This window comes from Pseudoalteromonas sp. Hal040 (assembly GCF_037162425.1).
Taxonomy (GTDB): Bacteria; Pseudomonadota; Gammaproteobacteria; order Enterobacterales; family Alteromonadaceae; genus Pseudoalteromonas; species Pseudoalteromonas gelatinilytica.
Genome location: NZ_JARLUU010000001.1, coordinates 3,650,971 through 3,677,914, shown reverse-complemented (window position 1 = coordinate 3,677,914; position 26,944 = coordinate 3,650,971). Strand labels below are relative to the sequence as shown.

At 41.3% G+C, this 26,944-nt stretch carries 24 protein-coding genes and 1 pseudogene; 9 read left to right on the top strand and 16 right to left on the bottom strand.

The window, feature by feature from the left end:
• Window positions 1-12: 12 nt before the first annotated feature.
• Window positions 13-1,389 (top strand): Trk system potassium transporter TrkA, encoded by a 1,377-nt coding sequence (gene trkA / locus P4S60_RS17085; RefSeq protein ID WP_252949311.1) that lies wholly within the window; start codon window positions 13-15, stop codon window positions 1,387-1,389.
• A gap of 84 nt (window positions 1,390-1,473) precedes the next feature.
• On the opposite strand, the gene P4S60_RS17080 is transcribed toward trkA, so the two are convergent.
• The 9 genes from P4S60_RS17080 to P4S60_RS17040 all read right to left on the bottom strand — a co-directional run bounded on the left by P4S60_RS17080 (window position 1,474) and on the right by P4S60_RS17040 (window position 9,311).
• Window positions 1,474-1,692, bottom strand: a complete 219-nt coding sequence (locus P4S60_RS17080) for an EF-hand domain-containing protein (protein ID WP_054554774.1) — start codon at window positions 1,690-1,692, stop codon at window positions 1,474-1,476.
• 87 nt (window positions 1,693-1,779) lie between these two features.
• Window positions 1,780-1,995 (bottom strand): calmodulin, encoded by a 216-nt coding sequence (locus P4S60_RS17075; protein WP_055022185.1) that lies wholly within the window; start codon window positions 1,993-1,995, stop codon window positions 1,780-1,782.
• A 140-nt stretch (window positions 1,996-2,135) separates the two neighbouring features.
• Window positions 2,136-2,348: a calmodulin gene (locus P4S60_RS17070; protein ID WP_054554776.1), complete on the bottom strand. Its 213-nt coding sequence runs from the start codon at window positions 2,346-2,348 to the stop codon at window positions 2,136-2,138.
• Between the two features lie 67 nt (window positions 2,349-2,415).
• The gene (locus tag P4S60_RS17065) at window positions 2,416-2,625 is read right to left on the bottom strand and encodes a calmodulin (protein WP_054563772.1); all 210 of its coding nucleotides are present in this window, start codon (window positions 2,623-2,625) and stop codon (window positions 2,416-2,418) included.
• Window positions 2,626-3,092: 467 nt separating this feature from the next.
• Window positions 3,093-3,749 carry a flagellar brake protein gene (locus P4S60_RS17060; protein WP_337116727.1) on the bottom strand — a complete coding sequence of 219 codons (657 nt, stop codon included), beginning with the start codon at window positions 3,747-3,749 and terminating at the stop codon, window positions 3,093-3,095.
• A gap of 38 nt (window positions 3,750-3,787) precedes the next feature.
• Complete coding sequence (locus P4S60_RS17055; RefSeq protein ID WP_337116726.1) at window positions 3,788-5,239, bottom strand: TrkH family potassium uptake protein; 1,452 nt, start codon at window positions 5,237-5,239, stop codon at window positions 3,788-3,790.
• Window positions 5,240-5,334: 95 nt separating this feature from the next.
• Window positions 5,335-5,952 carry a YigZ family protein gene (locus P4S60_RS17050; protein ID WP_337116725.1) on the bottom strand — a complete coding sequence of 206 codons (618 nt, stop codon included), beginning with the start codon at window positions 5,950-5,952 and terminating at the stop codon, window positions 5,335-5,337.
• A 57-nt stretch (window positions 5,953-6,009) separates the two neighbouring features.
• Window positions 6,010-7,332 carry a Xaa-Pro dipeptidase gene (gene pepQ, locus P4S60_RS17045; RefSeq protein ID WP_337116724.1) on the bottom strand — a complete coding sequence of 441 codons (1,323 nt, stop codon included), beginning with the start codon at window positions 7,330-7,332 and terminating at the stop codon, window positions 6,010-6,012.
• Between the two features lie 92 nt (window positions 7,333-7,424).
• Window positions 7,425-9,311, bottom strand: a complete 1,887-nt coding sequence (locus P4S60_RS17040; protein ID WP_337116723.1) for a transglycosylase SLT domain-containing protein — start codon at window positions 9,309-9,311, stop codon at window positions 7,425-7,427.
• A 195-nt stretch (window positions 9,312-9,506) separates the two neighbouring features.
• On the opposite strand from P4S60_RS17040, the gene fadB reads away from it, so the two are divergent.
• The 4 genes from fadB (at window position 9,507) to P4S60_RS17020 (ending at window position 13,891) form a co-directional block, all read left to right on the top strand.
• On the top strand, window positions 9,507-11,666 hold the full coding sequence (fadB, locus tag P4S60_RS17035; protein WP_337116722.1) for a fatty acid oxidation complex subunit alpha FadB: 2,160 nt from the start codon (window positions 9,507-9,509) through the stop codon (window positions 11,664-11,666).
• Window positions 11,667-11,671: 5 nt separating this feature from the next.
• Window positions 11,672-12,838, top strand: a complete 1,167-nt coding sequence (gene fadA / locus P4S60_RS17030; RefSeq protein ID WP_063701448.1) for an acetyl-CoA C-acyltransferase FadA — start codon at window positions 11,672-11,674, stop codon at window positions 12,836-12,838.
• A 153-nt stretch (window positions 12,839-12,991) separates the two neighbouring features.
• Window positions 12,992-13,231, top strand: a complete 240-nt coding sequence (gene tusA, locus P4S60_RS17025; protein WP_054554785.1) for a sulfurtransferase TusA — start codon at window positions 12,992-12,994, stop codon at window positions 13,229-13,231.
• Window positions 13,232-13,366: 135 nt separating this feature from the next.
• Complete coding sequence (locus P4S60_RS17020) at window positions 13,367-13,891, top strand: REP-associated tyrosine transposase (RefSeq protein ID WP_337116721.1); 525 nt, start codon at window positions 13,367-13,369, stop codon at window positions 13,889-13,891.
• A gap of 206 nt (window positions 13,892-14,097) precedes the next feature.
• Here P4S60_RS17020 and P4S60_RS17015 read toward each other — a convergent pair whose 3' ends face one another.
• The 7 genes from P4S60_RS17015 to dnaA form a co-directional block, all read right to left on the bottom strand.
• Window positions 14,098-14,547, bottom strand: coding sequence for a hypothetical protein (locus P4S60_RS17015; RefSeq protein WP_105180745.1), 450 nt, complete (start codon window positions 14,545-14,547; stop codon window positions 14,098-14,100).
• Window positions 14,548-14,608: 61 nt separating this feature from the next.
• Window positions 14,609-16,678, bottom strand: a complete 2,070-nt coding sequence (gene glyS, locus P4S60_RS17010; protein ID WP_337116720.1) for a glycine--tRNA ligase subunit beta — start codon at window positions 16,676-16,678, stop codon at window positions 14,609-14,611.
• 8 nt (window positions 16,679-16,686) lie between these two features.
• Window positions 16,687-17,586: a glycine--tRNA ligase subunit alpha gene (gene glyQ / locus P4S60_RS17005; protein WP_054554789.1), complete on the bottom strand. Its 900-nt coding sequence runs from the start codon at window positions 17,584-17,586 to the stop codon at window positions 16,687-16,689.
• A gap of 142 nt (window positions 17,587-17,728) precedes the next feature.
• Complete coding sequence (gene gyrB / locus P4S60_RS17000) at window positions 17,729-20,155, bottom strand: DNA topoisomerase (ATP-hydrolyzing) subunit B (protein WP_063701442.1); 2,427 nt, start codon at window positions 20,153-20,155, stop codon at window positions 17,729-17,731.
• 12 nt (window positions 20,156-20,167) lie between these two features.
• The gene (gene recF, locus P4S60_RS16995; RefSeq protein ID WP_119854117.1) at window positions 20,168-21,262 is read right to left on the bottom strand and encodes a DNA replication/repair protein RecF; all 1,095 of its coding nucleotides are present in this window, start codon (window positions 21,260-21,262) and stop codon (window positions 20,168-20,170) included.
• A 6-nt stretch (window positions 21,263-21,268) separates the two neighbouring features.
• On the bottom strand, window positions 21,269-22,372 hold the full coding sequence (dnaN, locus tag P4S60_RS16990) for a DNA polymerase III subunit beta (RefSeq protein WP_063701437.1): 1,104 nt from the start codon (window positions 22,370-22,372) through the stop codon (window positions 21,269-21,271).
• A gap of 13 nt (window positions 22,373-22,385) precedes the next feature.
• Window positions 22,386-23,786, bottom strand: coding sequence for a chromosomal replication initiator protein DnaA (dnaA, locus tag P4S60_RS16985; RefSeq protein WP_337116718.1), 1,401 nt, complete (start codon window positions 23,784-23,786; stop codon window positions 22,386-22,388).
• Between the two features lie 506 nt (window positions 23,787-24,292).
• Between dnaA and rpmH the strand changes: the two genes are divergently transcribed.
• From rpmH to yidC, 4 genes and pseudogenes are all read left to right on the top strand, one after another.
• Complete coding sequence (rpmH, locus tag P4S60_RS16980; protein ID WP_008488847.1) at window positions 24,293-24,427, top strand: 50S ribosomal protein L34; 135 nt, start codon at window positions 24,293-24,295, stop codon at window positions 24,425-24,427.
• A 7-nt stretch (window positions 24,428-24,434) separates the two neighbouring features.
• Window positions 24,435-24,856, top strand: a pseudogene (gene rnpA / locus P4S60_RS16975) (ribonuclease P protein component).
• Between the two features lie 128 nt (window positions 24,857-24,984).
• Entirely contained in the window at window positions 24,985-25,257 is a 273-nt protein-coding gene (gene yidD / locus P4S60_RS16970) for a membrane protein insertion efficiency factor YidD (RefSeq protein ID WP_054563758.1), read from the top strand.
• Window positions 25,258-25,265: 8 nt separating this feature from the next.
• Window positions 25,266-26,897, top strand: a complete 1,632-nt coding sequence (gene yidC, locus P4S60_RS16965) for a membrane protein insertase YidC (RefSeq protein ID WP_337116716.1) — start codon at window positions 25,266-25,268, stop codon at window positions 26,895-26,897.
• Window positions 26,898-26,944 lie beyond the last annotated feature (47 nt).

Here is a 26,944-nt window from a genome sequence, read left to right as displayed (position 1 = left end):
TAAGAACAAGCTATGAAAATAATCATACTCGGTGCCGGACAAGTTGGTGGCACACTGGCAGAAAACCTCGTTGGTGAGCAAAATGAGATCACCGTTGTCGATATCGACGGTAACCGTTTGCGAGAGCTACAAGATAAGTACGACTTACAAGGTGTTACTGGTCACAGTGCGCACCCAGATGTATTGCGTCGCGCAGGCGCAGAAGACGCCGATATGATTATTGCCGTAACCAGTTCAGATGAAGTGAACATGGTTGCTTGCCAAGTTGCTTATAGTATTTTTAACACGCCAACCAAAATTGCCCGTATTCGCTCAGAGCAATACTTAAAGTACCGTGAAAAGCTATTTCATAACGACGACTTACCTGTTGACCACTACATAGCTCCAGAAGCGCTGGTAACTAAGTATATTCGTCGCTTAATCGACTATCCGGGTGCTTTACAGGTATTACAATTTGCCGATGGCATGTTATCGCTGGTTGCGGTGAAAGCCTATTACGGTGGTTTGCTGGTGGGTTATGCGCTTTCAGCCTTGAAAGAGCACATCCCGAATGTCGAAACCCGGGTAGCGGCTATTTATCGTCAAGGTAAAGCGATTAAACCGCTTGGCACAACCGTTATCGAAGCAGACGATGAAGTGTTCTTTATCGCTGCAACAAAGCATATTCGAGCAGTCATGAATGAGCTGCAAAAGCTCGAACGTTCATACAAAAAGATCATGATTGCGGGTGGTGGTAATATCGGTGCGGGTCTTGCGCGTTCACTTGAGAAAAACCACAGCGTTAAGCTGCTTGAGCGCAATAAAGATCGAGCAGCACAGCTCTCTGAAATGCTTGATAACACGGTTGTGTTTTGTGGCGATGCCTCAGATCAAGAGCTGTTATCTGAAGAACATATTGAACAAGTGGATGTATTCATCGCAGTGACTAACGACGATGAAGCAAACATTATGTCTGCGATGCTGGCAAAGCGTATGGGCGCACAAAAAACCATGGTGCTTATTCAGCGTGGCGCTTATGTTGACCTAGTACAAGGCGGTGAAATTGATATTGCTATTTCACCTCAGCAAGCCACTATCTCGGCGCTGCTAACACACGTACGTCGTGGTGACATTGTTAACGTTTATTCATTACGTAAGGGCGCAGCAGAAGCCATTGAGGCTGTCGCTCACGGTGATGAGCATACTTCTAAAGTTGTTGGCCGGGCTATTGCTGATATTAAGCTACCAGCTGGAACAACCATTGGTGCAATTGTGCGTAACGATGATGTACTGATTGCCCATGACGATACCGTTATTCAGTCGGGTGACCATGTCATCATGTTCTTGATTGATAAAAAGCACATTACGGTTGTTGAAAAGCTGTTCCAAGTAAGTGCTATCTTCTTGTAAAAGAAAGCTTATAAACGAAAAAAGCAGCCATGACAGCTGCTTTACGACTCTTGAAGTGAAAGTACCTAACTTTTCTAAAAGATTCTATTGAATTTGAGCGAATTCTTCTTTTGAAAGTTCGCCATTACCATCGCTATCTAGCTCTGGAAATAACTTTTCAAGCTGCATATTTGCAGACGCTTCTTCTTTACTGATCACACCATCACCGTCGGTATCGAACGTTGCAAAGCTTACGCCTTGTGCAAAGGCTGCTGATGATGTTGCTAGTGCTAAAATTGCGATTGTTGTGCTTAACTGTTTCATAATTACTACCTCAAAATTTGAAAAGAGTGAAATCCGTTTCTGAGATCCCTGTTTAGTGGAAATTGGTATAACTACGTATTAATTCAGTTATTCGGCTTCAGAAAACTCTGCTTCCGTAAGAACGCCGTCACCATTCACGTCTAATGTTTTAAATTGCGACATAATTTTTGCGTCAACGGCAGCTTCACTTTTGCTAACCACGCCGTTACCGTCTACGTCTAAGGTGTCAAAATCAGTTGCTGCAAAAGCTGCTGAAGAAGATGCAAGTGCGATTAAAGCTAATGTTTTATTTACTGTTTTCATAATCATATTCCTTCAATTTTAAGAGTGTTAGCTGATCACACTTCCAGTGTTGTCCTTTATCATGGATTCCCTTATCCATTTAGGCTGTCTTTGGCAGCTCAGAACTAATCAGCTAAATAAACTGGTTTTGCTTAATCACATTAAGCTTTTGAAAATTCTTGTTTCGATAACTCACCGTTACCGTCAGTGTCTAATTCACTGAATTTGCTCATTAGCTCTGCATCTACCGATGCTTCGCTTTGGCTGATAACACCATTGCCATCAACATCTAAGGTATCGAAATCACTCATCGCAAATGCTGCTGATGAAGATACTAGGGCCATAAGTGCTAGTGTTTTATTTACTGTGTTCATAATGTCATTCCTTCAAAGTGTATTGTCTTGAGTTAGAAGTCCTTTTCAGTGTGTCCTTACAATGAAATTAAGCTTTTGAGTACTCTTGTTTAGACAGCTCACCGTTGCCGTCTGTATCAAGCTCTTTAAATTGGCTCATTAACGTTTCGCTTACTGATGCTTCGCTTTTGCTGATAGCGCCATCGCCATTAACATCCAGTGTGTCAAAGTCAGCGGCAAACGCTGCAGATGAAGTTGCAAGAGCTACAAGTGCTAAAGTTTTGTGTAACGTTTTCATAATCACTATTCCTTCAATATTGTCTCAACTGTGATAAAGGATATGTTCCTGAATCAGTTTTCTCTGTGTTCGTTAAGACTATTTCAACTTCGGTGCCAAAGTTAAAAAGAACAACAAAATCATATGGTTGAGTTGAGGAATCGATGTTTTCAGGAAAATAGCGCGATTTATTTGTTGCTGTTTTGCGACAAGCTCAATGGTTTGTTTTACGCTTCTTTTAAAATCAATAACTTATGAAGTATAAAATGGAGACAATAGTGATTAATTCGGATTAAAAAACAGAGAAATAAGGGATTTGAAAATAAACTCTATCTGAACAACAAAACTTAAAGAAAAAAATCGAAATTAATTTAATAAATAAAACATTGATTTAATTATTTATTTTAATTTATTTATAAATTAATTTTGATATTTATAGGGTTAAATCGGGGGAAATAGCCATTTTGTTGCAAAATGGCGAATTGGTATTAGTTATCCAACACAGAAAGGTCAATTAAGTGTTCTTTCATAAACGCTTTCATTTCATCTTCACTGGTATCAAGCTGCACGCCGAGCATAAAACCACCCGCTCTTTTGCGCACGCTACATACTGTGCCATTAAACTCACGTTTACTAAGTGTGATTTGGCAGCTTTGCCCTTTAAAAGCGCTTAAGTCCTCCTTGCTATTAAGATCAAGCTGCACGCCGGTGACTGAAATATCTTTAATAAGCCCTGCCAATTTTTGCTCTGCAATGATTAAGTTTGCAGGGAATAACGTAGGAATACGCGCTTCACTACGTAAGCTATAAAGCTGTACTTGCTGAGGAAAGTCGAGAAAAATTAAACGGTGAGGATGCGATGCCAAGGCGTTTATTTGCTGGCGAAAAGCAATCACTTGCCCACCACCGGTTTCAAGTACAGCGCGTATCACAACCATCACCCCATCTTTGATGAAGTCACTGGCATTGGCTAAACGCTTTGCTGATGGGTAATTGATTATGATGTACTGATCATTCATCAAACCAATAAACTCTGTTTTTACGCGTTTACTGTCGGTTGGCGTGGTAATTTCAACATCCACCAAGCTTCCTGCAGGGATACAGGTGAGCTTTTCAAGATTACGTTGTTTTTGAGTTTTTGGCACAGTAATGCCTCCACTTCTAGATAATCACCTTGCTATGGTTAGCCTCGCCAGAAGGTTGGCGTAAACAACACTAATAAGGTGAATATTTCTAAACGACCAAATACCATCGCAATAGTAAGTAGCCATTTTGCCGTATCAGAAATCGCCCCGTAATGAGCAGCGACTTCACCTAAACCTGGACCTAAATTATTTAAACATGCTGCCGTTGCCGAGAATGCACTTATGTTATCCATACCGGTGCCCATCAGCGCCAACATGATAATGACAAACACCAAAGCATACGCCGAGAAGAAGCCCCAAACGGCTTCTACAACTTTATCTGGGAGTGCTTTTCGGCCTAATTTAATTGAGTAAATAGCCCTCGGGTGCACAAGACGATTAAGCTCACGAATACCTTGCAAGTAAAGTAAGAACACCCGTACAACCTTCATACCACCACCGGTAGAGCCGGCACAGCCGCCAATAAAGCTTGAAAAAATAAGTAAAATAGGTAGGAATAGTGGCCATGCTGAGAAGTTGTCAGTCGCAAAGCCCGCAGTGGTGCTCATTGATACCGCTTGGAACATAGCTTGGTCGAGAGTCTCATCACCATCGGCATAAATATTATTCGAAGACAGTACAGTAAAACAAACAATGACCAATGCTAATTGAATCAATAAAAACACTTTAAATTCAGGGTCTCGTAAATAAACACGAAGACTGCGCGACGATACCGCAGCATAGTGAAGCGAAAAGTTAATAGCAGCAATTAATAAGAACACGACACAGATAAAGTTAATTAATGGGCTATCAAACTGCCCCATTGATGCGTCGTAAGTAGAAAAGCCACCAATCGCAATTGTTGAGAATGAATGACAGATTGCATCAAACCAATCCATCCCTGCAGCCCAGTACGCAAGCGTACAAGCTATCGTCAGTGATACATAGATATACCAAAGGTGCTTTGCGGTATCGGCAATACGCGGCGTCATTTTAGAGTCTTTAACCGGACCAGGCGTTTCTGCACGGTATAGCTGCATACCACCGACCCCTAGCATGGGCAGTACCGCGACCGCGAGTACGATGATCCCCATACCGCCTAACCATTGCAATTGCTGGCGATAAAAAAGCACTGATTTAGGTAGATATTCTATGCCCGTAAGTACGGTAGCCCCTGTCGTTGTCAGCCCTGAAAAGGCCTCAAATACGGAGTCAGCTAAGGAAAGATTAGGCTCTTGTAAGAACACTAAAGGCACCGCGACGAAGGTGCCTAGTACCAGCCAGAACAAGACCACAATCAAGAAGCCTTCTCGGGCTTTAAGGTCACCATGCTCATGGCGGTTTGGATAATAAGCCGCTAAACCAATCACAACACTAAAGATAAAAGCGAGAACGAATGGCACACCACCACCGTCTTTGTAGATCAAAGACACCAGCGCCGGAGGCACCATAGTGATACTAAATAACGCCACCAGCTGGCCGAGAATTTTTATTATGGTACGAAATTGCATCTAGGCGTATCGCTTTCTTATTAATTGTTTAGCTAATACAGTTTATTGTCTTACAGGCTTAATTGTAAGTAAACGGAATGTATTATTTTTACATTTCAAACTTTTCTGACTTTTAGGCTCACTGCACCGTGAGTCAATTCATGAACATCATGAATAGCTTGCTCGGCTTGTCGACTATCGATTTCAATTTTCCAGGTAATATTCTCTGCAAACTGTTTATCGATATTAAGCACTTGATACTGGCTTTTTAATAATTGTTCGATTGCACCCTGTGCGCTGTAATCACTTTGACCTACCAGTTCAACACTCGGTACCTTGGTAATGGTTTTAAGCTCACGCATGGCATTATTTAAACTACCGCCGTAAGCGCGCACAAGCCCACCAGTGCCGAGTTTAATACCGCCAAAATAACGAGTTACCACCGCAGTTATTTCACCAATACCAGAGCCTGTTAATACATTAAGCATGGGTTTACCTGCTGTGCCATTGGGTTCACCATCATCAGAAAAACCATACACATGACTACCACCAGGGTTTCCTGCAACATGAGCCCAGCAATTATGACGAGCATCACTGTATTTTTCTTGGATTTCTTTGATAAAGGCTTTCGCCGAGGGTAGATCTGGCGTGTGGGCAATATGCACAATAAACGTGCTTTTTTTAATTTCTTCTTGGTAAAAAACCGGTTCAGCCGGATATTGGTATTCAGACATAATTGCTTATCTAAAAAAATGGGGCCTATTGGCCCCGATATTCACTAACCTTCACCATTAATCTAAGTGTAGATCACGGGTCATGTTTTCTAGGCTATCTTCATGAACGATGATGTTATCTTCAATACGGATACCGCCGAATGGCTTAAGCGCTTCAACCTTTTCCCAGTTAATGAACTGTTTGTTGTCTGTTTGCGCAAGGTCGCCTAATAACGAGTCGATGAAGTATAAACCAGGTTCAATAGTAAATACTTGGTTCTTTTCGATTAAACGCGTACAGCGAAGGAACGGATGGCCTTCAGGTGGCGCCTGATGAGTACCTTTATCATCAGCCATAAAACCACCCATATCATGAACTTGTAAACCTAAGTGATGGCCAAGACCATGCGGGAAGAAGGTTGAACTAATACCACGTTCAACAATCTCAGCGGCTGGTAATTTCACAATATTAAAGTCGCTAAGCACTTGCGCTACACGTTGGTGGCAATCTAAATGTAATTCACCATATAACAAGCCTGGCTTTAATGCATTTCCTAAGGCAATTTGATGCTCAGTCATTACTTTGATTAGATCGCTAAATTCGCCCGACTTTTTGAAGTCATAAGTACGTGTAATATCAGCAGCATAGCCGTTAAAATTTGCACCAGCATCAATCAAGAAAGAGCGATGTGTTTGCGGCGCTTTTGGCTCAAAATGGGTGTAGTGTAAAATTGCACAGTTTTCATTAAGCGCAACGATATTACCGTAAGGCATCTCGTTTTCACTTTGGCGGGTAGCCATAAGATAAGCTTGTTGAATATCAAACTCTGAACCACCAGCAAAAAATGTGTCACGTGCTGCTTTGTGGCCCTCTACCGCGATACGGTTTGCTTGGCGTAAACATTCAAGCTCATACTGTGTTTTATAAGCACGGTGAAAATGCAAGTAGTTCATGACAGGTTCTGGGTTCATAATGCTAAAGCCCAGCGCTTGCGCTACTTCTAAATACTCACCAATGTAGGCGTAATTTGCTTTGTCATAAGGAAGCAATTTTTCGACCTGATCTGGCTGTACTAATAATTCAATATCAAAATACTCAGCCCAAAAATCACGCGGTTCATCAGGCACTTTATGCCAAAAATCCACTGGACGATAAAAAATAAGCTTAGGTTTAGAAACACCATCAACCACAATCCAACAATGAGGGTTGTCGATCACTGGTAACCACGCTTTAAATTGCGGATTCACTTTAAACGGATAATACATGTCATCTAAAAACTGACGCTTAGCCTGACCTGAGTGAATTACTAACCCTTCTAAACCTTCGCGCTCTGTAATTGTGCGAGTACGTTGTTGCAAGGTTGCAATATGTTCGGCGTATAACACCGCTAATTTATCCATAGTAAACCCATCTTTAGTAAATTTAACTTGTTAGCAGTCTATCATAGTCCTGTACCATCCCCCAACTGAGGGGATAGTACATGCAGTGAAGCTTAACCACCCATCGACATATCTAACACGGGTGCTAATACATTGCCGTCGCGACCGAGTCGAGTATGGTACACCTGTCTGTAAGCAAACACGTTTTTAACGTAGTTACGTGTTTCTGTGAAAGGAATTAATTCGATCCACAGCTCGGCAGGCATTGGCTGTTCAGGTAACCAGCGTTTAATACGATGATAACCTGCATTATATGAGGCTGTAGCCAGGATCTCATTGCCATGATTTTTCTTTTTCAAATACTGTAGATACTCGGTACCAAGTCGAATATTAGTACGTGGCTGATACAGCTGCTTACGTGTTACCGTACTCTTATTCATATATTTGGCTGTGCTTGGTAGTAGCTGCATTAAACCATGCGCATTAGCATGAGAGCGAGCATCAGGTGCAAAAGAACTTTCTCTACGCGAAATAGCGATGCTCCATGCAACATCAATATGGCTGCGACTACTATACGTGGCAAACACATCTTTAAACGCAAATGGGAAGCGTAAGTCGACATAATCCCACTCTTTTATCTGCGCTAAGGTGTAGATAGTGCTGTCGTACCAATCAAGATCAGCCGCTAAAATTGAGGCTGCGAGCTTTTCCTCTTTAGTTGAGGTGTCTGTTAGGTAATTCCATTCACGGCGCGCTGAGGTAAAACGCTCAAGTTCATATAAAGCACGAGCACGTTTAAAGCCTGGAGCATTGGCTACTTCTAACTTTAATTGATTGCTAATGCTGATATCTTTATTGTTTAAACTAACCGGAATACCTAATCGTGCTGAAGCTAAAAAGCCATAATAATCACGCTCTTTTGCCACTGTTTGCCAAATATCACGCGCGCGCTCTATTTCACCGCGCTGGTTTAAGCTATACGCTAACCAATATTGCTGACCAAGGCTGAGGTTTTCTTTACCAGTAAAAAACGCCACAATGCCTGACCAATCTTGTCTTTCAAGCATATTTGCTAACTGCCACTGCATTAGCTTGCTCGTTTGACGGTCTTTAGGCACTTTATTCAGCCAAAAACGCGCTTGTTGATGACCATTAGATGCAAGCGACAACGCAAAACTATAATAAACATCTGCTTTTTGCTCGTCTGTGTAATTAAACATGGTTTCGAGCTTTTCCCATGCACGTAATGCAAGGTCATTATCTCGCCACACTAAACGCTTCACACCGTAAAGGGCAATTTGCCCCTCTTTAGCCGACTTTTTCTTATAACGATAAAGCCCGGCTGCTGCACTTGGGTCTTTGCGAACTGTTAAATATAAGTCAGCTAAATATTGCTCGCTTTGAGGCAATAACGTTTTTAAATAAGGGATTAAGCTCGATGTGCCGCCCTCTGCCGCTAAGCTAATACGTTGCCAAATACGATCTTGCGTTTGGTAACCCTTCTTCTTCCAGAGTGAAAACAACTTATCGCACTCTTTAGGTTGTGATTTTCCTACCACCCACAAATCACTAACTTGGTTCATGATGGCTTTTTCAGGTGCCCCTAAATCTAATTGAAAACTTAAATAAGGACAGGTCAATTCGTTGTTGCTCGTTTCGCGATAGTTACGAATATAAGCCGCTTTCTTATTGTACTTTTTCAAGTATTCAAGCCAGGCTTTACGCACCGGCCACTCAAGCGGTGTATTTTGATAAATATTGAGAAAGTTTTCGATCTCTGTTTGGTGATTTAAGCTGGGATTGCGTTGCCAAAATGCCTTTTCGACATAAGGCTTTAACGGGTGATCGAGCCCGTTAATTGCATTTTTCATGTCTTGATAATCACCGTAACGCGCCTTTTTTTCAGCTTTTAAAAAAGCGTCATGTTTATCGTTGGCTTCAGCTGCAAAAAAAGGAAAAATTAATGCGGCAGCTGTCCAACCAAAGAGTTGTTTTTTCATGATGACCTTTAACAAAAATTAAAGAATTAATAACAAAAAACTTCTCCTACACCTTAGCACCAAACCAGCTATATTTTAACCAATCGCGATAAAGCGCAGTAAATTTTTCGTTGCATTTTCATTTTAAAGCAAGCACACTGATTGAAATGCAAACTCATCGTACCAGTCTTAGTTAATTAACTAGGGAGAATAATAATGTTATATAAAAGCGATTCATTTGAAGTTGCTTTCATCAAGGACAACATCGCCGAGTTTAAGTTCTGTGCCGACGGTTCAGTAAACAAACTTTCGCAGCAAACCTTGCAAGATTGCGCTTTAGCATTAAAAGAATTGGCAACAAACTCAGATATCAAAGGCATGGTGTTCACCAGCGATAAAGATCATTTCATTATCGGCGCCGACATTTTCGAATTTTTACCTACATTCACTAAACCTCAAGAAGAACTTGTTGCATGGATCAAAAATGCAACTGACGTTTTTGACGCTATTGAAGATTTACCTTTCCCAACGTTAAGTGCTGTAAACGGCATGGCGCTTGGCGGTGGATGTGAGTGGGCACTTGCTACCGATTACCGTGTTGGTAGTACTGATGCTAAAATTGGCCTACCTGAAGTTAAATTAGGCATTATGCCTGGTTTTGGTGGCACAGTTCGCCTTCCGCGCCTAATTGGCGCTGATAATGCGATGACGTGGATCACCACAGGCAAAGAAAACCGTGCAGCGGATGCCCTTAAAGTAGGTGCATTTGACGCGGTAGTTAGTGCTGACAAACTTTTAGAGTCAAGTATATTAACACTTGAACAAGCAATTGCTGGCAAGCTAGATTGGCAAGCAAAACGACAAGTAAAATTACAGCCACTGAAAATGAACCGTGTTGAGCAAGGCATGAGCTTTGCGATGGCGGAAGGTATGGTAATGGGTCAGACAAAAGGTCATTACCCAGCACCCGTTATGGCAGTAAGAACAATTAAAGCAGCTGCAAATTGTGAACGCGCTGAAGCAATGGCGATTGAAAACGCTAACTTTGCTAAATTAGCAGCAACAAGCGAAGCAGCAGCACAAACAGGTATTTTCTTAGCTGACCAATACATTAAAGGTAAAGCGAAGAAGCAAGCTAAGCACAGTGAACTTGAAATTAAACAAGCCGCTGTATTAGGTGCAGGTATTATGGGCGGCGGTATTGCATATCAGTCTGCTTATAAAGGCACACCTATTATCATGAAAGACATCAACCAAGATGCACTTGATTTAGGTATGGGCGAAGCATCTAAGCTACTTGGTAAAAAAGTACAACGTGGCCATATGGCGATGGAAAAGATGGTTGCTACATTAGGCAAGATCAAACCGACGCTTAACGATGCAGACTTACAAAGCGCTGATATTGTTGTTGAAGCCGTGGTTGAAAACCCTAAAGTGAAGCAAGCCGTTCTTGCAGGTCTTGAAAAAGACTTACCAGCGGGCACTATCCTAACTTCAAATACCTCAACAATTCGTATTGATGAGTTAGCATCTGCACTTGAAAAACCAGAAAACTTCTGTGGTATGCACTTCTTTAATCCAGTGCCAAAAATGCCATTAGTAGAAATCATTCGCGGTGAAAGAACATCAGAAGCAACAATTAATGCGGTTGTTGATTACGCTTTAAAACTTGGTAAATCACCAATCGTTGTAAACGACTGCCCAGGTTTCTTTGTAAACCGCGTATTATTCCCTTACTTTGCAGGCTTCAGCAAACTTGTTGTTGAAGGTGCTGACTTCGCGAAAGTTGATAAAGTAATGGAAAATGTATTTGGTTGGCCTATGGGCCCTGCCTACCTTCTTGATGTTGTAGGTATCGATACGGCTTACCACTGTACTGGCGTAATGGCAGATGGTTTCCCTGAGCGTATGGCTCGTCAAGATAAAGACCCTGTTACTGTATTTGCAAACGAAAAACGTTTTGGTCAGAAAAATGGTTCTGGTTTCTACCAATATGCACCAGACCGCCGTGGTCGCCTTAAAAAGGCACAAGATGCAACAGCAACTGAGTTACTAAGTGCCATCACTGATGCACCTAAAGATTTTGATAAACAAGAAATCATTGACCGTTGTATGATCCCTATGATCAACGAAGTACTACTTTGTTTACAAGAAGGTATCGTGGCGTCTCCACAAGAAGCTGACATGGCGCTAATTTACGGCATTGGTTTCCCTCCATTTAGAGGCGGTGCATTCCGTTACTTAGATCAAACTGGTTTAGCGAACTTTGTTGCAACAGCAGACAAGTACGCTCACTTAGGTGCGATTTACCAAGTATCTGATGAAACTCGCAAGTGGGCCGAAGAAGGCCGTGTATTCTATAAGGTGGAAGGATAAGAAACATGAATAATCCAGTAATCGTAGATTGTATCCGCACACCAATGGGTCGTTCTAAGAACGGCGTATTCAAAAACAAGCGTGCGGAAGATTTAAGTGCTCACTTAATGAAAGGTTTGTTAGACCGTAACCCAGCCGTTGATCCAGCATCAATTGATGATATTTACTGGGGCTGTGTACAACAGACTTTAGAGCAAGGTTTTAACATTGCTCGTAACGCAGCACTACTAGCCGGTATTCCGCACTCAGTGCCAGCAGTAACGGTTAACCGTTTATGTGGCTCATCAATGCAGGCATTACACGATGCAGCACGTGCTATTATGACTGGTGCTGGTGATACCTATATCATTGGTGGTGTTGAGCACATGGGTCACGTACCTATGACTCACGGTAATGATTTTCACCCTGGTTTATCAACGTCTGTAGCACAAGCTGCCGGCGTAATGGGTTTAACTGCAGAGTACCTTGCAACGCTGCACGGCATTAGCCGCCAGCAACAAGACGAGTTTGCTTATCGTTCACATCAACGTGCACACGCGGCAACTGTTGAAGGTCGTTTCCGTCGTGAAATCCTGCCAATGGAAGGTCATGATGCAGATGGTTCTTTAATCTTAGTTGAAGACGATGAAGTAATCCGTCCAGAAACAACTGTAGAAGGTTTATCGCAACTACGCCCAGTATTCAATCCAGCATCAGGTAGCGTAACGGCAGGTACATCTTCTGCACTTTCTGACGGCGCGTCAGCAATGCTTGTAATGAGCGAAGAGAAAGCTAAAGAACTTGGTTTACCAATTCGTGCTCGGATTAAATCAATGGCTGTTGCAGGTTGCGATCCATCAATCATGGGTTACGGCCCTGTACCAGCATCGCAAAAAGCACTTCAACAAGCAGGTATCACTATCGACGATATCGATGTTGCTGAGCTTAACGAAGCATTCGCAGCACAATCTCTACCAGTGTTAAAAGACCTAGGTCTGATGGATGTGGTAGATGAAAAAGTTAACCTAAATGGTGGTGCAATTGCACTTGGTCACCCACTTGGTTGTTCTGGTTCACGTATTAGCACAACGCTTGTTCACCTAATGGAAGACAAGAACGCAAAATACGGTCTAGCAACTATGTGTATTGGTTTAGGCCAAGGTATTGCAACTGTATTTGAGCGCGTAGAATAACAAGCTCACACCAAACATCTTGGTGATAAAAAGGCGCACTGAATTGCTCAGTGCGCCTTTTTTATTTGCTTTGCTTTCACTTATTGAAACTGGCGGCAATAGAAAGTTAAAATAGCCGCTTAATAATCGTCTCTTTCACCTAAAAGGTCAGCCATGAGTTTTGATAATCCCGATCACCAATTAGATGCACTTGGCCTACGTTGTCCAGAACCTGTCATGATGGTGCGTGGTGCAGTACGTAAAATGAAAGATGGCGAAACCTTACTTATCATCGCCGATGACCCATCAACCACCCGCGATATCCCAAGCTTTTGTACCTTTATGGATCACACTCTCGTAGCCAAAGATGTAGAACAAGCACCGTATCGATACTTGGTGAAGAAAGGGTTATAACGAGCTCGTAGGTTGGGTAGAGCGAAGCGAAACCCAACGTAACTGAAGGATGATAGCAACAAATTAAAGTTCGTGAAGTTCAACTTTTAATCGAAATTAAACTACTCTTATTATTTAACATTCAAGGATGAATGTATGCGATACAGAAGAGTATTAATCCCCGGGGGCACCTATTTCTTTACTCTAGCGATTGCGCAAAGAAACTCAGCACTTTTAACTTCAAACATTACTCTGCTACGTTCAGCTTATAAAAGTGTAGCTAAGTCACACCCTTTTAAAACGCTTGCCATTGTCATTCTTCCAGATCACTTACACGCTATTTGGCAACTACCCGTTGGGGATTGTGATTATGCAAAAAGGTGGCGGTTAATTAAGTCTAATTTTTCTAGACAGCTAAATAATTACGAGCATAAATCGCCTAGTCGTATTCAGAAATGTGAACGAGGTATTTGGCAGAGACGGTATTGGGAGCATTATATAAAGGACGAGCAAGACCTAATGAACCATATTAATTATATTTACTTCAACCCTGTGAAACATAAATATGTGAATCAAATTGAAGACTGGCCATTTTCGTCTTATAGGAAGTTGAGTAAGTCATCTGCTTTTATTTTGTCAGATGATGAGTTAGATATCGCACTTAATCTTTATGAAGATTGATGAGAGGTTGGCGCTTTGTTCTAACGGTAGCCTAATCAGTGTAGGTTGTGTTGAGAGCAACGAAACCCAACGTGATTGCTAGCAAATCCAACACTCCCGATAATTAATCCGTTGCAGAGTTAGATACGCCAGCTAATCTTCAAGGTGAGTGTATGCGTTGGGTTTCGCTCCGCTCTACCCAACCTACCAGCTGAAAGCTTATAGCTTTACTTCCGAGTTACCGTCACTTTTGGTTGATTACTATTGCGGTAATCAAAGCTCACTACATACACGCCTTTTGCAGCGGGTTTAAAGCTGAAATAATTGTAGATGGTATTACAGTCGGCATTGGCGGCTTGGCCTAGAACTAATGATTGCCCTGCTGGGTCCATATCACTGTAACCACAGTTATAGCCTTCGCTAAAATCAGCATCCGCTACTTTGAATTCATAAACCTTACCAGGCGTTGAAAACTTAACCTCGGTTTGGAATATGCCCGGTGCAACTTGCTCTAATTGATACTGAGGTTCAGCATCCCACAAAGTAAAGTCACCACGTAAATACATAGTACGGTCGAGGTCTTTGCTTGGCAGAATATCGTCAATGCTTGGCATTTGCATTTGGCTAGAACAGGCAGTTAATAAGCCTGCTAATGCTAAAGTAATTACACGTTTCATTACTGTTCCTTATGCTACAAAAAAGCCAGCACAGAGCTGGCTTTTATTAATTGGCTACTGCTTACTTCTGAAGTACAGAAATATCAGCAATATCTAAAAACAGACGGCTTAGTTGGCTTAATAATGCTAAACGGTTTTGTTTAACCGCTTCGTCATCTGCCATTACCATGACGTTATCGAAGAAGTTATCAACACTCTCACGGATACCCGCAAGTTGTGATAATGCTTCTTGGTAATCGCCATTTGCATACAGAGGTGCAAGCTCAGTTGCGAACTTAGCAACGTGTGACGCTAATACTTTTTCTGCTTCATCGCTTAATAGGCTCTCATTCACATCACCTTGTGTTGTGATATCATTTTTAGCCAAGATATTGCTTACACGTTTATTTGCTGCTGCAAGCGCTTCTGCTGCGTCTAATGTACGGAAGTGACTTACCGCTTTAACACGACGATCGAAATCAACTGGTTTAGTTGGACGACGTGCTAACACAGCTTGAATGACATCAACTTCGATACCTTCATCTTGGTACCATGCGCGGAAACGACCTAGCATAAACTCAAACACATCTGTTGATACGTTTAAGTTAGTTAGCTTTTCACCGAATAACGTTTGTGACTTAGCAACAAGATCTAAGATATCTAGCGGTAATGATTTTTCAACCATGATGCGTAATGCACCAATTGCTGCACGGCGAAGTGCAAATGGGTCTTTGTCGCCTTTTGGCGCTTGACCAATACCAAAAATACCCACCAGCGTATCAAACTTATCAGCAATTGCTACAGCACAGCTGATCACATTTGTTGGTAAGTTATCACCCGCGAAGCGTGGCATATATTGTTCGTTTTGCGCGAGAGCAACTTCTTCAGCTTCACCGTCGTGACGAGCGTAATGCATACCCATTACACCTTGTACGTCGGTAAACTCCATAACCATTTCGGTCATTAAGTCTGTTTTACTTAATAAGCCAGCACGCTTAGCCAGCTCGGCATCCGCACCTAATTGCTCAGCAATGTAACCCGCAAGTTCACTAATACGCTCAGATTTGTCTTTCAGCGTACCAAGTTGTTTTTGGAATAAAACAGTATCTAAAGATTCTAAACGGCTCTCTAGCGTTTTCTTCTTATCGGTTTCGTAAAAGAACTGCGCATCGGCTAAACGAGGACGAACAACTTTTTCGTTACCGGCAATGACCACGCTTGGATCTTTACTTTCGATATTAGAAACAAATAGGAACTTGTTAAGTAAGTTGCCATCTTGGTCTAATAACGGGAAGTACTTTTGGTCGTCCTTCATGGTATAGATAAGTGCTTCTGAAGGAACAGCTAAGAATGCTTCTTCAAATGTTGCTGTCAGCGTTACTGGCCATTCTACCAACGATGTTACTTCTTCAAGTAAATCTTCATCCATCGCTACTTTTGCATTTACAGCGTTAGCTGCTGCTTCAATCTGTTCGCGAATTTGTGCTTTACGCGCTGCAAAGTCAGCAATAACGTAAGCAGATTTAAGAACATCAAACACATCATCAGCGTGATTGATTGTGACTTTTTCTGGATGATGGAAACGGTGACCTTGTAACTGGTTACCGACTTGCTTACCAAGGATTTCACCTTCAATTAGCGTGCTACCAAACAAAATAGTTGCAGTGTGTACTGGGCGAATAAATTGCGTTTTGCTCGCACCCCAACGCATTGGTTTAGGGATAGGCAGTTTAGCAAGTGCCTTGTTTACTGCATCGCTCATAAGTGCAGTTGTTGATTGACCTTCTACTTGTGCTTTATGTAATAACCAAGCACCTTTATCTGTTTCAATCGTTTCTGCATCGCTCACATCGATACCACAACCACGTGCCCAACCCATTGCTGCTTTAGTTGGATTACCATCGGCATCAAATGCAGCTGCTACTGCAGGACCGCGCTTTTCTACTACTTTGTCACTTTGCTTTGCTTCAAGCGCAGTCACACGTAAACCTAAACGGCGTGGAGACGCGTACCAGTTAACACCTTGATGTGCTAGTTCTAAGCTTGCAAGTTCTGCTGTTAAGTTCTCAGCAAATGACTCAGCAAGTTTACGAAGTGCTTTCGGTGGCAACTCTTCTGTGCCAATTTCTACTAATAAATTTTCTGCTGACATGCTAATTCTTAATCCTTACAAAGCGGGAAACCAAGTGCTTCACGGGCATCATAGTAACTTTGTGCGCACGCTTTAGATAAAGCACGAACACGTAAGATATAACGTTGACGTTCAGTTACTGAGATAGCGTGACGTGCATCTAATAAGTTAAATGCATGTGATGCTTTCATTACTTGCTCATAGGCTGGTAATGGTAAGCCTGCTTCGATTAGTTTTTCGCTTTCTTTTTCACAGTGATCAAACTGTGCAAATAAGAACTCAACATCTGCTTGTTCGAAGTTATAAGCAGACTGCTCAACTTCGTTTTGATGGAATACATCGCCGTATGTTACACGACCCATAGGACCGTCTGCCCATACTAGGTCATAGATGCTATCTACGCCCTGAATGTACATTGCTAAACGCTCAAGACCATATGTGATCTCACCTGTTACTGGTGAGCACTCTAGGCCACCTACTTGTTGGAAGTAAGTGAACTGAGTCACTTCCATGCCGTTTAACCAGATTTCCCAACCTAGACCCCAAGCACCTAATGTTGGCGACTCCCAGTTGTCTTCTACGAAGCGAACTTCATCAGTTAGCGTATCGATACCAACAGCAGCTAAAGAGCCTAAATAGAGCTCCTGGATGTTCTCTGGTGATGGTTTTAATACTACTTGGAATTGGTAGTAATGTTGTAAGCGGTTTGGGTTTTCACCATAACGACCATCAGTTGGACGACGGCATGGTTGAACATACGCGCTCGACATTGGCTCTGGGCCAATCGACTTTAAGAATGTTAACGGATGAAATGTCCCTGCTCCCACTTCCATATCGAGTGGTTGAGCAATCACACAGCCTTGCTGTGCCCAATAGTCCTGTAAAGCCAGGATCAAACCTTGGAAGGTTTTAACGTCATATTTTTGCATATTTGGCTTATAGTATCTGGTGCGTTTAGTCTGAAAATTGCTCTCAGTATACCTTGTGTGCAGTAAGGTTTTAAGCAGTTTGTGCTTTTTCAGTAATAAAAAAAGGAGCCAGTTGGCTCCTTTTTAAATATCAATTTTAACTTTATACGTCTAAGTTAACTACGCGTAGTGCATTCGTTTCAATGAAGTCACGACGAGGTTCAACTTGGTCACCCATTAATGTCGCGAACAATTGGTCAGCTGCAACAGCATCTTCAATGGTTACCTTCAACATACGACGAGCATCTGGGTCCATGGTGGTTTCCCAAAGCTGATCTGGGTTCATCTCACCTAATCCTTTATAGCGTTGGATGTATAGTCCACGCTTAGATTCAGTAATTAACCACTCTAACGCATCCACAAAGTTATCAACAGGCTGAGTTTTCTCACCGCGTTGAATGTATGCACCCGCTTCAATTAGGTTAGCGATGTTCGCACCCGTTGCAGCAATACGTTTATAGTCACGTGATGTGATGAAGTCATGGTTTAATACATGAGCCTTATCAACACCGTGCTGACGGATATTCACAACTGGATAATACAAGTTGCGCTCAGTATCATGCTCTGTGCTTGCGTGGAAGATAGTTGCATCTTCGTCACGTGCAATTAAGTCATCAACTAAGGTGTTAGTCCACTCTTTAACTTTTGCTTCATTTGATAAATCAGCTTCAGTTAATTCGCTTTGATAGATTAAGCGTTCCATTACCGTATTCGGGTATTTACGTTTTAAACGCTCAATTACTTTAACAGTGCTTTGATAATCGTGAACAATCGTTTCTAACGCTTCACCTTCAAGTGCAGATGCACCTTCACTTGTATAAAGTGCAGCATTGTTTAATGCTAATGACGTTAAGTAATCAACTAGCGCTGGGTCATCTTTGATGTAGCGCTCTTGCTTACCTTTTTTCACTTTATATAGTGGTGGCTGTGCAATATAAATAAAGCCTTTTTCTACAATCTCTGGCATTTGACGGTAGAAGAAAGTCAGCAATAAAGTACGAATGTGAGAACCATCCACGTCCGCATCGGTCATGATAATGATGCGATGGTAACGTAGTTTTTCTGGGTCATATTCATCACGACCAATACCACAACCTAGCGCGGTGATAAGAGTTGCTACTTCTTGAGAAGAAAGCATCTTATCAAAACGTGCTTTTTCTACGTTAAGAATCTTACCTTTAAGTGGCAAAATTGCTTGGTTTTTACGGTTACGACCCTGCTTAGCTGAACCACCTGCAGAGTCACCCTCCACTATGTATAGTTCAGAAAGTGCTGGATCTTTTTCTTGGCAGTCAGCCAGTTTACCCGGTAAACCGGCTAAATCCATTGCACCTTTACGGCGAGTCATTTCACGCGCTTTACGTGCAGCTTCACGAGCACGAGCTGCATCAATAATTTTGCCAACAACTGTTTTTGCATCAACCGGGTTCTCTAATAAGAACTCTGTTAGCTTTTCTGCCATTGCTTGTTCTACAGCAGACTTAACTTCACTTGATACAAGTTTATCTTTCGTTTGTGATGAGAACTTAGGATCAGGAACTTTAACACTGACAACAGCCGTTAAGCCTTCACGAGCGTCATCACCCGTTGCATTACTGGTTGTTTTCGCTTTTTTATTAAAGCCTTCTTTTTCCATGTAGTTATTTAGCGTACGCGTTAATGCAGCTCTAAAACCAGCTAAGTGCGTACCACCATCACGTTGTGGAATGTTGTTTGTGAAACAGTAAATGCTTTCTTGGAAACCATCGTTCCACTGCATTGATACTTCAACACTGATACCGTCTTCTTCACGCTCATGGGTAAAGTGGAAAACACTTTTATGTACAGGTGTTTTATTACGGTTTAAGTATTCAACGAACGCCTGAATACCACCTTCATATTTAAAGTGGTCTGTTTTCGTTTCTTCGCGCTCATCTGTAAGAATAATGCTTACACCTGAGTTTAAGAACGAAAGTTCACGTAAACGTTTTGCTAGAATGTCGTAATGAAAGTTTAAGTCAGTGAATGTTTCACCACTTGGCCAAAAACGTAATTCAGTACCTGTATCACTTGCTTCACCAATCACTGCCAATGGCGCATCAGGTACACCCATTGTATATGTTTGCTGATGCAGTTTACCTTCACGACGAATCGTTAACTGTAGTTTTTCAGATAGAGCGTTTACTACTGAAACACCTACACCGTGTAAGCCACCTGATACTTTATATGAGTTATCATCGAACTTACCACCAGCGTGAAGTACCGTCATGATAACTTCAGCCGCTGATACACCTTCTTCTTCATGAATAGATGTAGGGATACCACGACCGTTATCTCTTACAGAGACAGAACCGTCTAAGTGAATCGTTACAAAAATATCATCACAATGACCAGCTAAGGCTTCATCGATAGAGTTATCAACAACCTCAAACACCATGTGGTGTAGGCCTGTACCGTCATCGGTGTCCCCTATATACATTCCTGGACGCTTTCTTACTGCGTCTAATCCTTTAAGTACTTTAATACTCGACGAATCGTAATTCTCAGACATGGTTAATCCCACTTATCTTGTTATTAGGTTGCCATGTTTCACGTGGAACATTTTTAGTTCTCGTTGCATGGGTTCCACCACAGCAGAAATACTTTCAGATAAAATTGATGAGATAAAAAGCTGCGAATCGCAATGAGTCAAAAGCTGACCCACTTTTTCTTTTGTATCTTCACCTAACTCTGAAGGTAAGTCATCTATTAGCAATATAGATTGCTTATCTGTTTCTGACTCAATTAAGCTATTTTGCGTTACTTTTAACGCATAAAGCAAGAGCTTCAATTGACCGCGAGAAAATGTATTTTCTACACTGTTACCAGAAACACTAAAACTAAAATCAGCTTTATGCGGACCTTTACTTGTGAAACCTTGTTTGGCATCACGTTCAAAGCTTTGCTCAAGCGCCTCAGAGAGCGTTTCACTCTCTTTCCAGCCCGCATGAAAGTTAATTTCTAAATCGCTTACAAGCGTTAATTCTGCACACATTTTATCAAAAAACTGCTGCTTAAACCTACTTATATACGCAATTCTTAAATTATTTATTTGCTCAGCTAGTCTAACAAATTCTTTGTCCCAAAACTTGATCTGTTCGAAATAATCTCTTGGTTTACTTCTTAATAAGGCATTACGTTGTTTAAGTACTTTATTAAAAGACTGCCATAAATAAAAAAAGTCATGTTCCACGTGGAACAATCCTAAATCGAGAAATTTTCTACGCTCTTTTGGGCCACCAAAAAACAATGAATAGCTTTCTGGCGTAATCACCTGCACAGGTACTAGCTGGGCTAATTCAGAAATTTTACGGCTCGTTTTTCCCTGAATCTTTAAAGATGTTTCACCCGCTTGGTTCTTACTAATTCCAATCGGAATAGACAAATCGTGTAGTGCTTTACGACCATGGATCACAAACTTGTCTTGTTGATGCTGGATGATATTTTTATGTTTGGCGGTACGAAATGATTTACCGTGAGAAAGGAAATAAATCGCCTCAAGGAGACTAGTTTTACCGCTGCCATTTTCGCCATAGATAATGTTTATGCCATTAACCGGCTCAAGTGTCAGCGCCTCAATATTCCGAAAATTATTGAGGCTTAAATGACTTAAACTCATACAAGCTTATAGGCGCATCGGCATAACAACGTACATAGCTTCTTCGTCACCCGCACCTTCAATTAGCGCACTGCTATTTGAATCAGCAAGCGTGAAAACAACATCTTCTGTTTTTAATGTATTTAGTACATCAAGCACATAAGAAACGTTAAAGCCAATTTCAAGTTCGCCGCCCTGGTACATTACCTCAACAACTTCTTCGGCTTGCTCTTGCTCAGGGTTGTTGGCAGTAATTTTCAATAAACCTTCAGATAGGTTTAATCGTACACCACGGAATTTTTCATTCGATAAAATAGACACACGCTGAAAAGCACTGCGCAACCATTCGCGGTTAGCAGTAATAATTTTATCACCACCACGCGGTAATACACGACGATAGTCAGGGAAACGACCATCCACCAGCTTACTGGTAAAGGTAAATTCAGTATCAATAATACGAATATGGTTAGCACCAAATTGAATGGTAACTAACTCATCATCAGCCACCATAAGGCGCATAATTTCTTGCACACCTTTACGTGGAATAATTAACTGACGTTGTGTATTTAAAGATTGTGGTAATTGCTTTTGTGCAATTGCCAAACGGTGACCATCTGTAGCCACTGTTTTAATGTCTGCGTTATCAACTTCAAATGACATACCGTTTAAGTAATAACGTACGTCTTGATTAGCCATAGAGAAATGTGTGCTTTCTAAAAGCTTACGTAACTCTAGTCGTGTTAGTTGAAACTCTACTTCACCATCCCATTGCTCAAGATTAGGAAAATCTTCAGCCGCAAGTGTCGTTAAAGAGAAACGGCTTTTACCACTGGTGAGTAGTAACTGATGATCTTGGCTACTTAACGTAAGGTCTGAGCCATCAGGTAAACTTTTACAAATATCGAGTAACTTTTTAGCTGGTAAAGTGAGTTTTGTATCTGTGGTATCTTCACCAACAAACACACTCGCTACTAATTCAATTTCAAGATCAGTACCTGTCATCGAAAGTTGCCCGTTTTCAACAACTAACAGTACGTTCGATAAAATCGGTAAGGTGTGCTTACGCTCGATCGCACCAGACACTTGAACTAAAGGTTTTAAAAATTGCTCTCTTGATATTGTTATTTGCATAATAAAGTCGGCCTTAAGATGACAAGGTTCTTATTAAGTTTTGATAATCTTCTTTCACTTCGTGGCTTTCATCACGGAGTGATTTAACTTTACGACAAGCGTGTAATACTGTTGTGTGATCGCGACCGCCAAAGGCGTCGCCAATCTCAGGTAAACTGTGATTTGTTAGTTCTTTTGATAATGCCATGGCCACTTGGCGTGGTCTTGCTACTGAACGACTACGACGTTTAGAAAGTAAATCTGACACACGAATACGGTAATACTCAGCAACAGTGCGTTGAATATTATCTATCGTTACCAGTTTATCTTGCAGTGCAAGTAAATCACGTAGGGCTTCTTTTACAAAGTCGATCGAAATCGGACGACCAGTAAAGTTTGCATTAGCAATAACACGGTTTAACGCCCCTTCTAATTCACGTACATTTGAGCGCAATTTTTTCGCGATAAAAAAGGCCACTTCGTGAGGTAAATTGATTTTACTTTGTTGGGCTTTTTTCATCAAAATGGCAACACGTGTTTCAAGTTCTGGCGGCTCAATAGCAATGGTTAAGCCCCAGCCAAAACGTGATTTAAGGCGATCTTCAACCCCTTCTATCTCTTTTGGATAGCGGTCTGAAGTTAAGATAATCTGTTGATTTCCTTCAAGTAAAGCGTTGAAGGTATGAAAGAACTCTTCTTGTGAGCGCTCTTTATTAGCGAAAAATTGAATGTCATCGATCATCAATGCATCAACACTTCGGTAATAACGTTTAAACTCTTCGATGGCATTATTTTGCAGTGCTTTAACCATGTCTTGCACAAATCGCTCTGAGTGCATGTAGACAATTTTCGCGTCTGGCTTATTAGCCATAATACCGTTACCAACAGCGTGTAATAAGTGAGTTTTACCTAAGCCCGTACCACCATATATAAATACAGGGTTAAATGCCGAACCGGGGTTATCTGCAACTTGAGTCGTCGCGGCTTTTGCTAATTGGTTTGATTTACCTTCAACAAAGCTATCAAAGGTATAATTTTCTTTAATGTTTGATTTATAACCTGATTTTGGAGCAGGCTCTACCGCTGCTTTTTCAGGTTTTGGTTGTTGCTTTTCGGTAGTATGTTGCGCACTCACTGGTGCACTTGCTTCCGATGCAGCCGGAGCTGATGCCGCTTGAGCATTTAAAATGGGTTTACTACCAACATCAAAACGTAATTCAGGTGCTTCATCACCACAAATTTCAACGAGTAGTTCATTAATACGGTTTAAATACTTTTCTCTCACCCAATCTAAAACGAAACGATTAGGTGCATATATAGTCAACGTATCTTCGGTACTTTCTGCTTGAAGTGGTCTTACCCACATACTGAATTGCTGTGAAGGCAATTCATCTTGCAATACATATAAACAACTTTGCCAAACCGACAGATACACAGTTAAACTCCCAGAGATTTAATTTTTATTCCCGTTCATCTTTAATGATGGAAAATCAAACATTTATTGCTAATCTTTGACCAACTTTCTTGGCCCAGACCGACTATTATGAAGGTACTTTATCCACAAGTACAAGATTGATTTTTATGAAAAATATGATCTCGCCAACATAAAACATTAAAATATTGATTTTAAAGAAAATTATTTTTTAAGCTCGAACAGTGATCATAACAAATTTAGACGCAGATCGCGATCAAATTCTACGATCGAATTGGCTTTTCCCAAGCTTTTATTCACTTTTTATACAGAGGCTGTGGAAAACTTCTTATTTATGATGATCCTATATGATCACGCAAAAGGATCCTTTATAATTACTACCTCTGCAGCGTTTTAATGATTGACTTTTGCTGTCTTCATCTATAATATCTCGCGCTCGCAATGGCACCTGTGCCAGGATCGCGACCTGCATAGGATGTTTTAACCTTAACCGATCGGATGGAATTGTTATGAAAAGAACTTTTCAACCTAGCGTTTTAAAACGCAAACGTACACACGGTTTCCGTGCTCGTATGGCAACAGCAAATGGCCGTAAAGTATTAGCTCGTCGTCGTGCTAAAGGCCGTAAAGTTCTTTCTGCTTAATATATAAGTGGAAGACTTTAGCTTCAGCAGGGAGTTACGTCTGTTAACTCCCTCGCATTACTCTCGAATCTTTAATGAACCAGCACGCGTCGCGACTCCTTTTTTACCCTATTAGCTAAACGCAATGACCAAACTAATCCTCGATTAGGTCTTACGGTCGCAAAAAAACGCGTTAAAAAAGCCTGCCAACGTAATCGAATCAAACGACTTGCTCGCGAAAGTTTTCGTTTAAATCAACACAAACTCGATAACATTGATATTGTGCTTATGGTTAAAAGTGGTATTGATGAGCAGTCAAACGACGAGCTAACAAAACAACTTAATAAATTGTGGCGAAAAATTAACGAACGCTGCAAGCCTGGTGCACCAAAACCACCACCTTTCAAAAAACGCCCGAATAAATCAGCTAAATCTAATAAACAAGCCTGATAGCAATAGAATTACAGGCTTAATTAAGGTATCTTTAGCTCACCTTTTAATCATGCATTTAAAATTCTACGATAGGAATTTAAATTCATGGTATCCATTGACTAAATTAACGCAGGGGCTGACACATCATGAGGTTACTTAAACCACTTGTTGCTATTCCAAAGCGCTGTTTAGTCATGCTAATACGCGGCTATCAAAAATGGATAAGCCCACTATTAGGTCCGCATTGTCGTTTTAACCCAACCTGCTCTAGTTATGCTATTCAAGCAATTAATTTGCATGGAAGTGTAAAAGGCAGTTGGTTAGCTGTTAAACGCATATTAAAATGCCACCCTTTACATGCTGGTGGGGATGATCCCGTACCGGCAAAAAATCATATTAACCACCAACACGAGAAATAAGAGCTGTTATGGAATCGCAACGCACGTTTTTATTAATCGGCTTGATGCTTGTGTCGTTTTTATTATTTCAAGAATGGAATAACGACTACAACGCACCAAAAGCTGATCCAAGTGCCACAACACAAACACTAGGCGCAACTACACCAGAACCTGATGACTTTATTCCAGCATCATCTGACGGTGAAGTGCCAGCTGCTACTACAGCAAAGCGCTCAGTTATCGATGTAACAACTGATGTATTCACTGTTAAAATTGACACCCGTGGTGGTGACATTATTGAAGCAGACTTACTTCAGTACGAAGAGACAAAAGGCAGTGATACTCCTTACATGCTACTTGGTGTGTTTGACGGTAAACAATACTTCTCACAAAGCGGCTTAATTGGTTTAAATGGCCCAGATGCGACTGTTGAAGGCCGTCCGGTTTATAAAACCACACAAAAAGCATTCACTTTAAATGGTGATGAGCTGCGTGTTCCACTTGAGTTTACCGACAGCAAAGGTGTGACGTTTACTAAAACCTATATCTTCAGAAAAGGCGACTACGCTGTAGGTTTAGAGTACACAGTAAACAACGTTACAGCTGACCCAATTCAAGTTCAGTTATACACGCAAGTAAAACGCACTGTACAAGACAAAGGTAGCTTAGTAGATCAAAACTACTTAGGTGCAGCATACGGTACTGAAGAAGAGCCATATGAAAAGTACAGCTTCTCAGACATGGCTGATAAAAACCTTAACATCACCACAGCTGGTGGCTACATTGCATTTATCCAGCACTACTTTGTAAGTGCCTGGGTACCTCAGCAAGACCAACAAAATACCCTTTACAGCAAGTTAGTTGCTGGTAATGCGGCAATTATTGGTACTAAAGGTGAAGCAATTAACGTACAAGCTGGTACGCAAGCAACACTTAGCTCAACTTACTACATGGGCCCTAAAGAGTCTGATGTACTAGAAGCAATTCACCCAGACTTAGACCTAACAGTAGACTATGGTTGGTTATGGTTTATCTCACAACCATTATTCGTACTACTTAAGTGGTTACACAGCATCCTAGGTAACTGGGGTCTAGCTATCATTGCAATCACGGTTATCGTTAAAACGGCAATGTACCCGCTTACTAAAGCACAATACACGTCAATGGCGAAGATGCGTGCACTACAGCCTAAAATGGCTGCGCTAAAAGAGAAGTATGGTGATGACCGTCAAAAATTCGGTCAAGCGATGATGGAAATGTACCGCAAAGAAAAAGTAAACCCTATGGGTGGCTGTTTCCCGCTGTTACTACAAATGCCAATCTTCTTAGCATTATTCTACGTATTCTTAGAATCAACAGAGCTACGTCATGCTGAATTCATTTTATGGCTAAATGACTTATCAGCAATGGACCCATACTACGTATTACCTGTTTTATTTGGTTTAAGTATGTTCATCACTCAAAAGCTGCAACCTATGACGGTTACTGACCCTATGCAGCAAAAAATGATGACCTTTATGCCAGTTGTATTCTCTATTTTCTTCTTGTGGTTCCCATCTGGCCTAGTACTTTACTGGTTAGTATCGAACCTTATCTCAATCGCACAGATGCTGATCATCTACCGCGGTATGGAGAAAAAAGGTATTAAGGTAAGAGGCTAAACTCTTAACCCAACAAAAAAGGCGCTAACTGCGCCTTTTTTAATGTC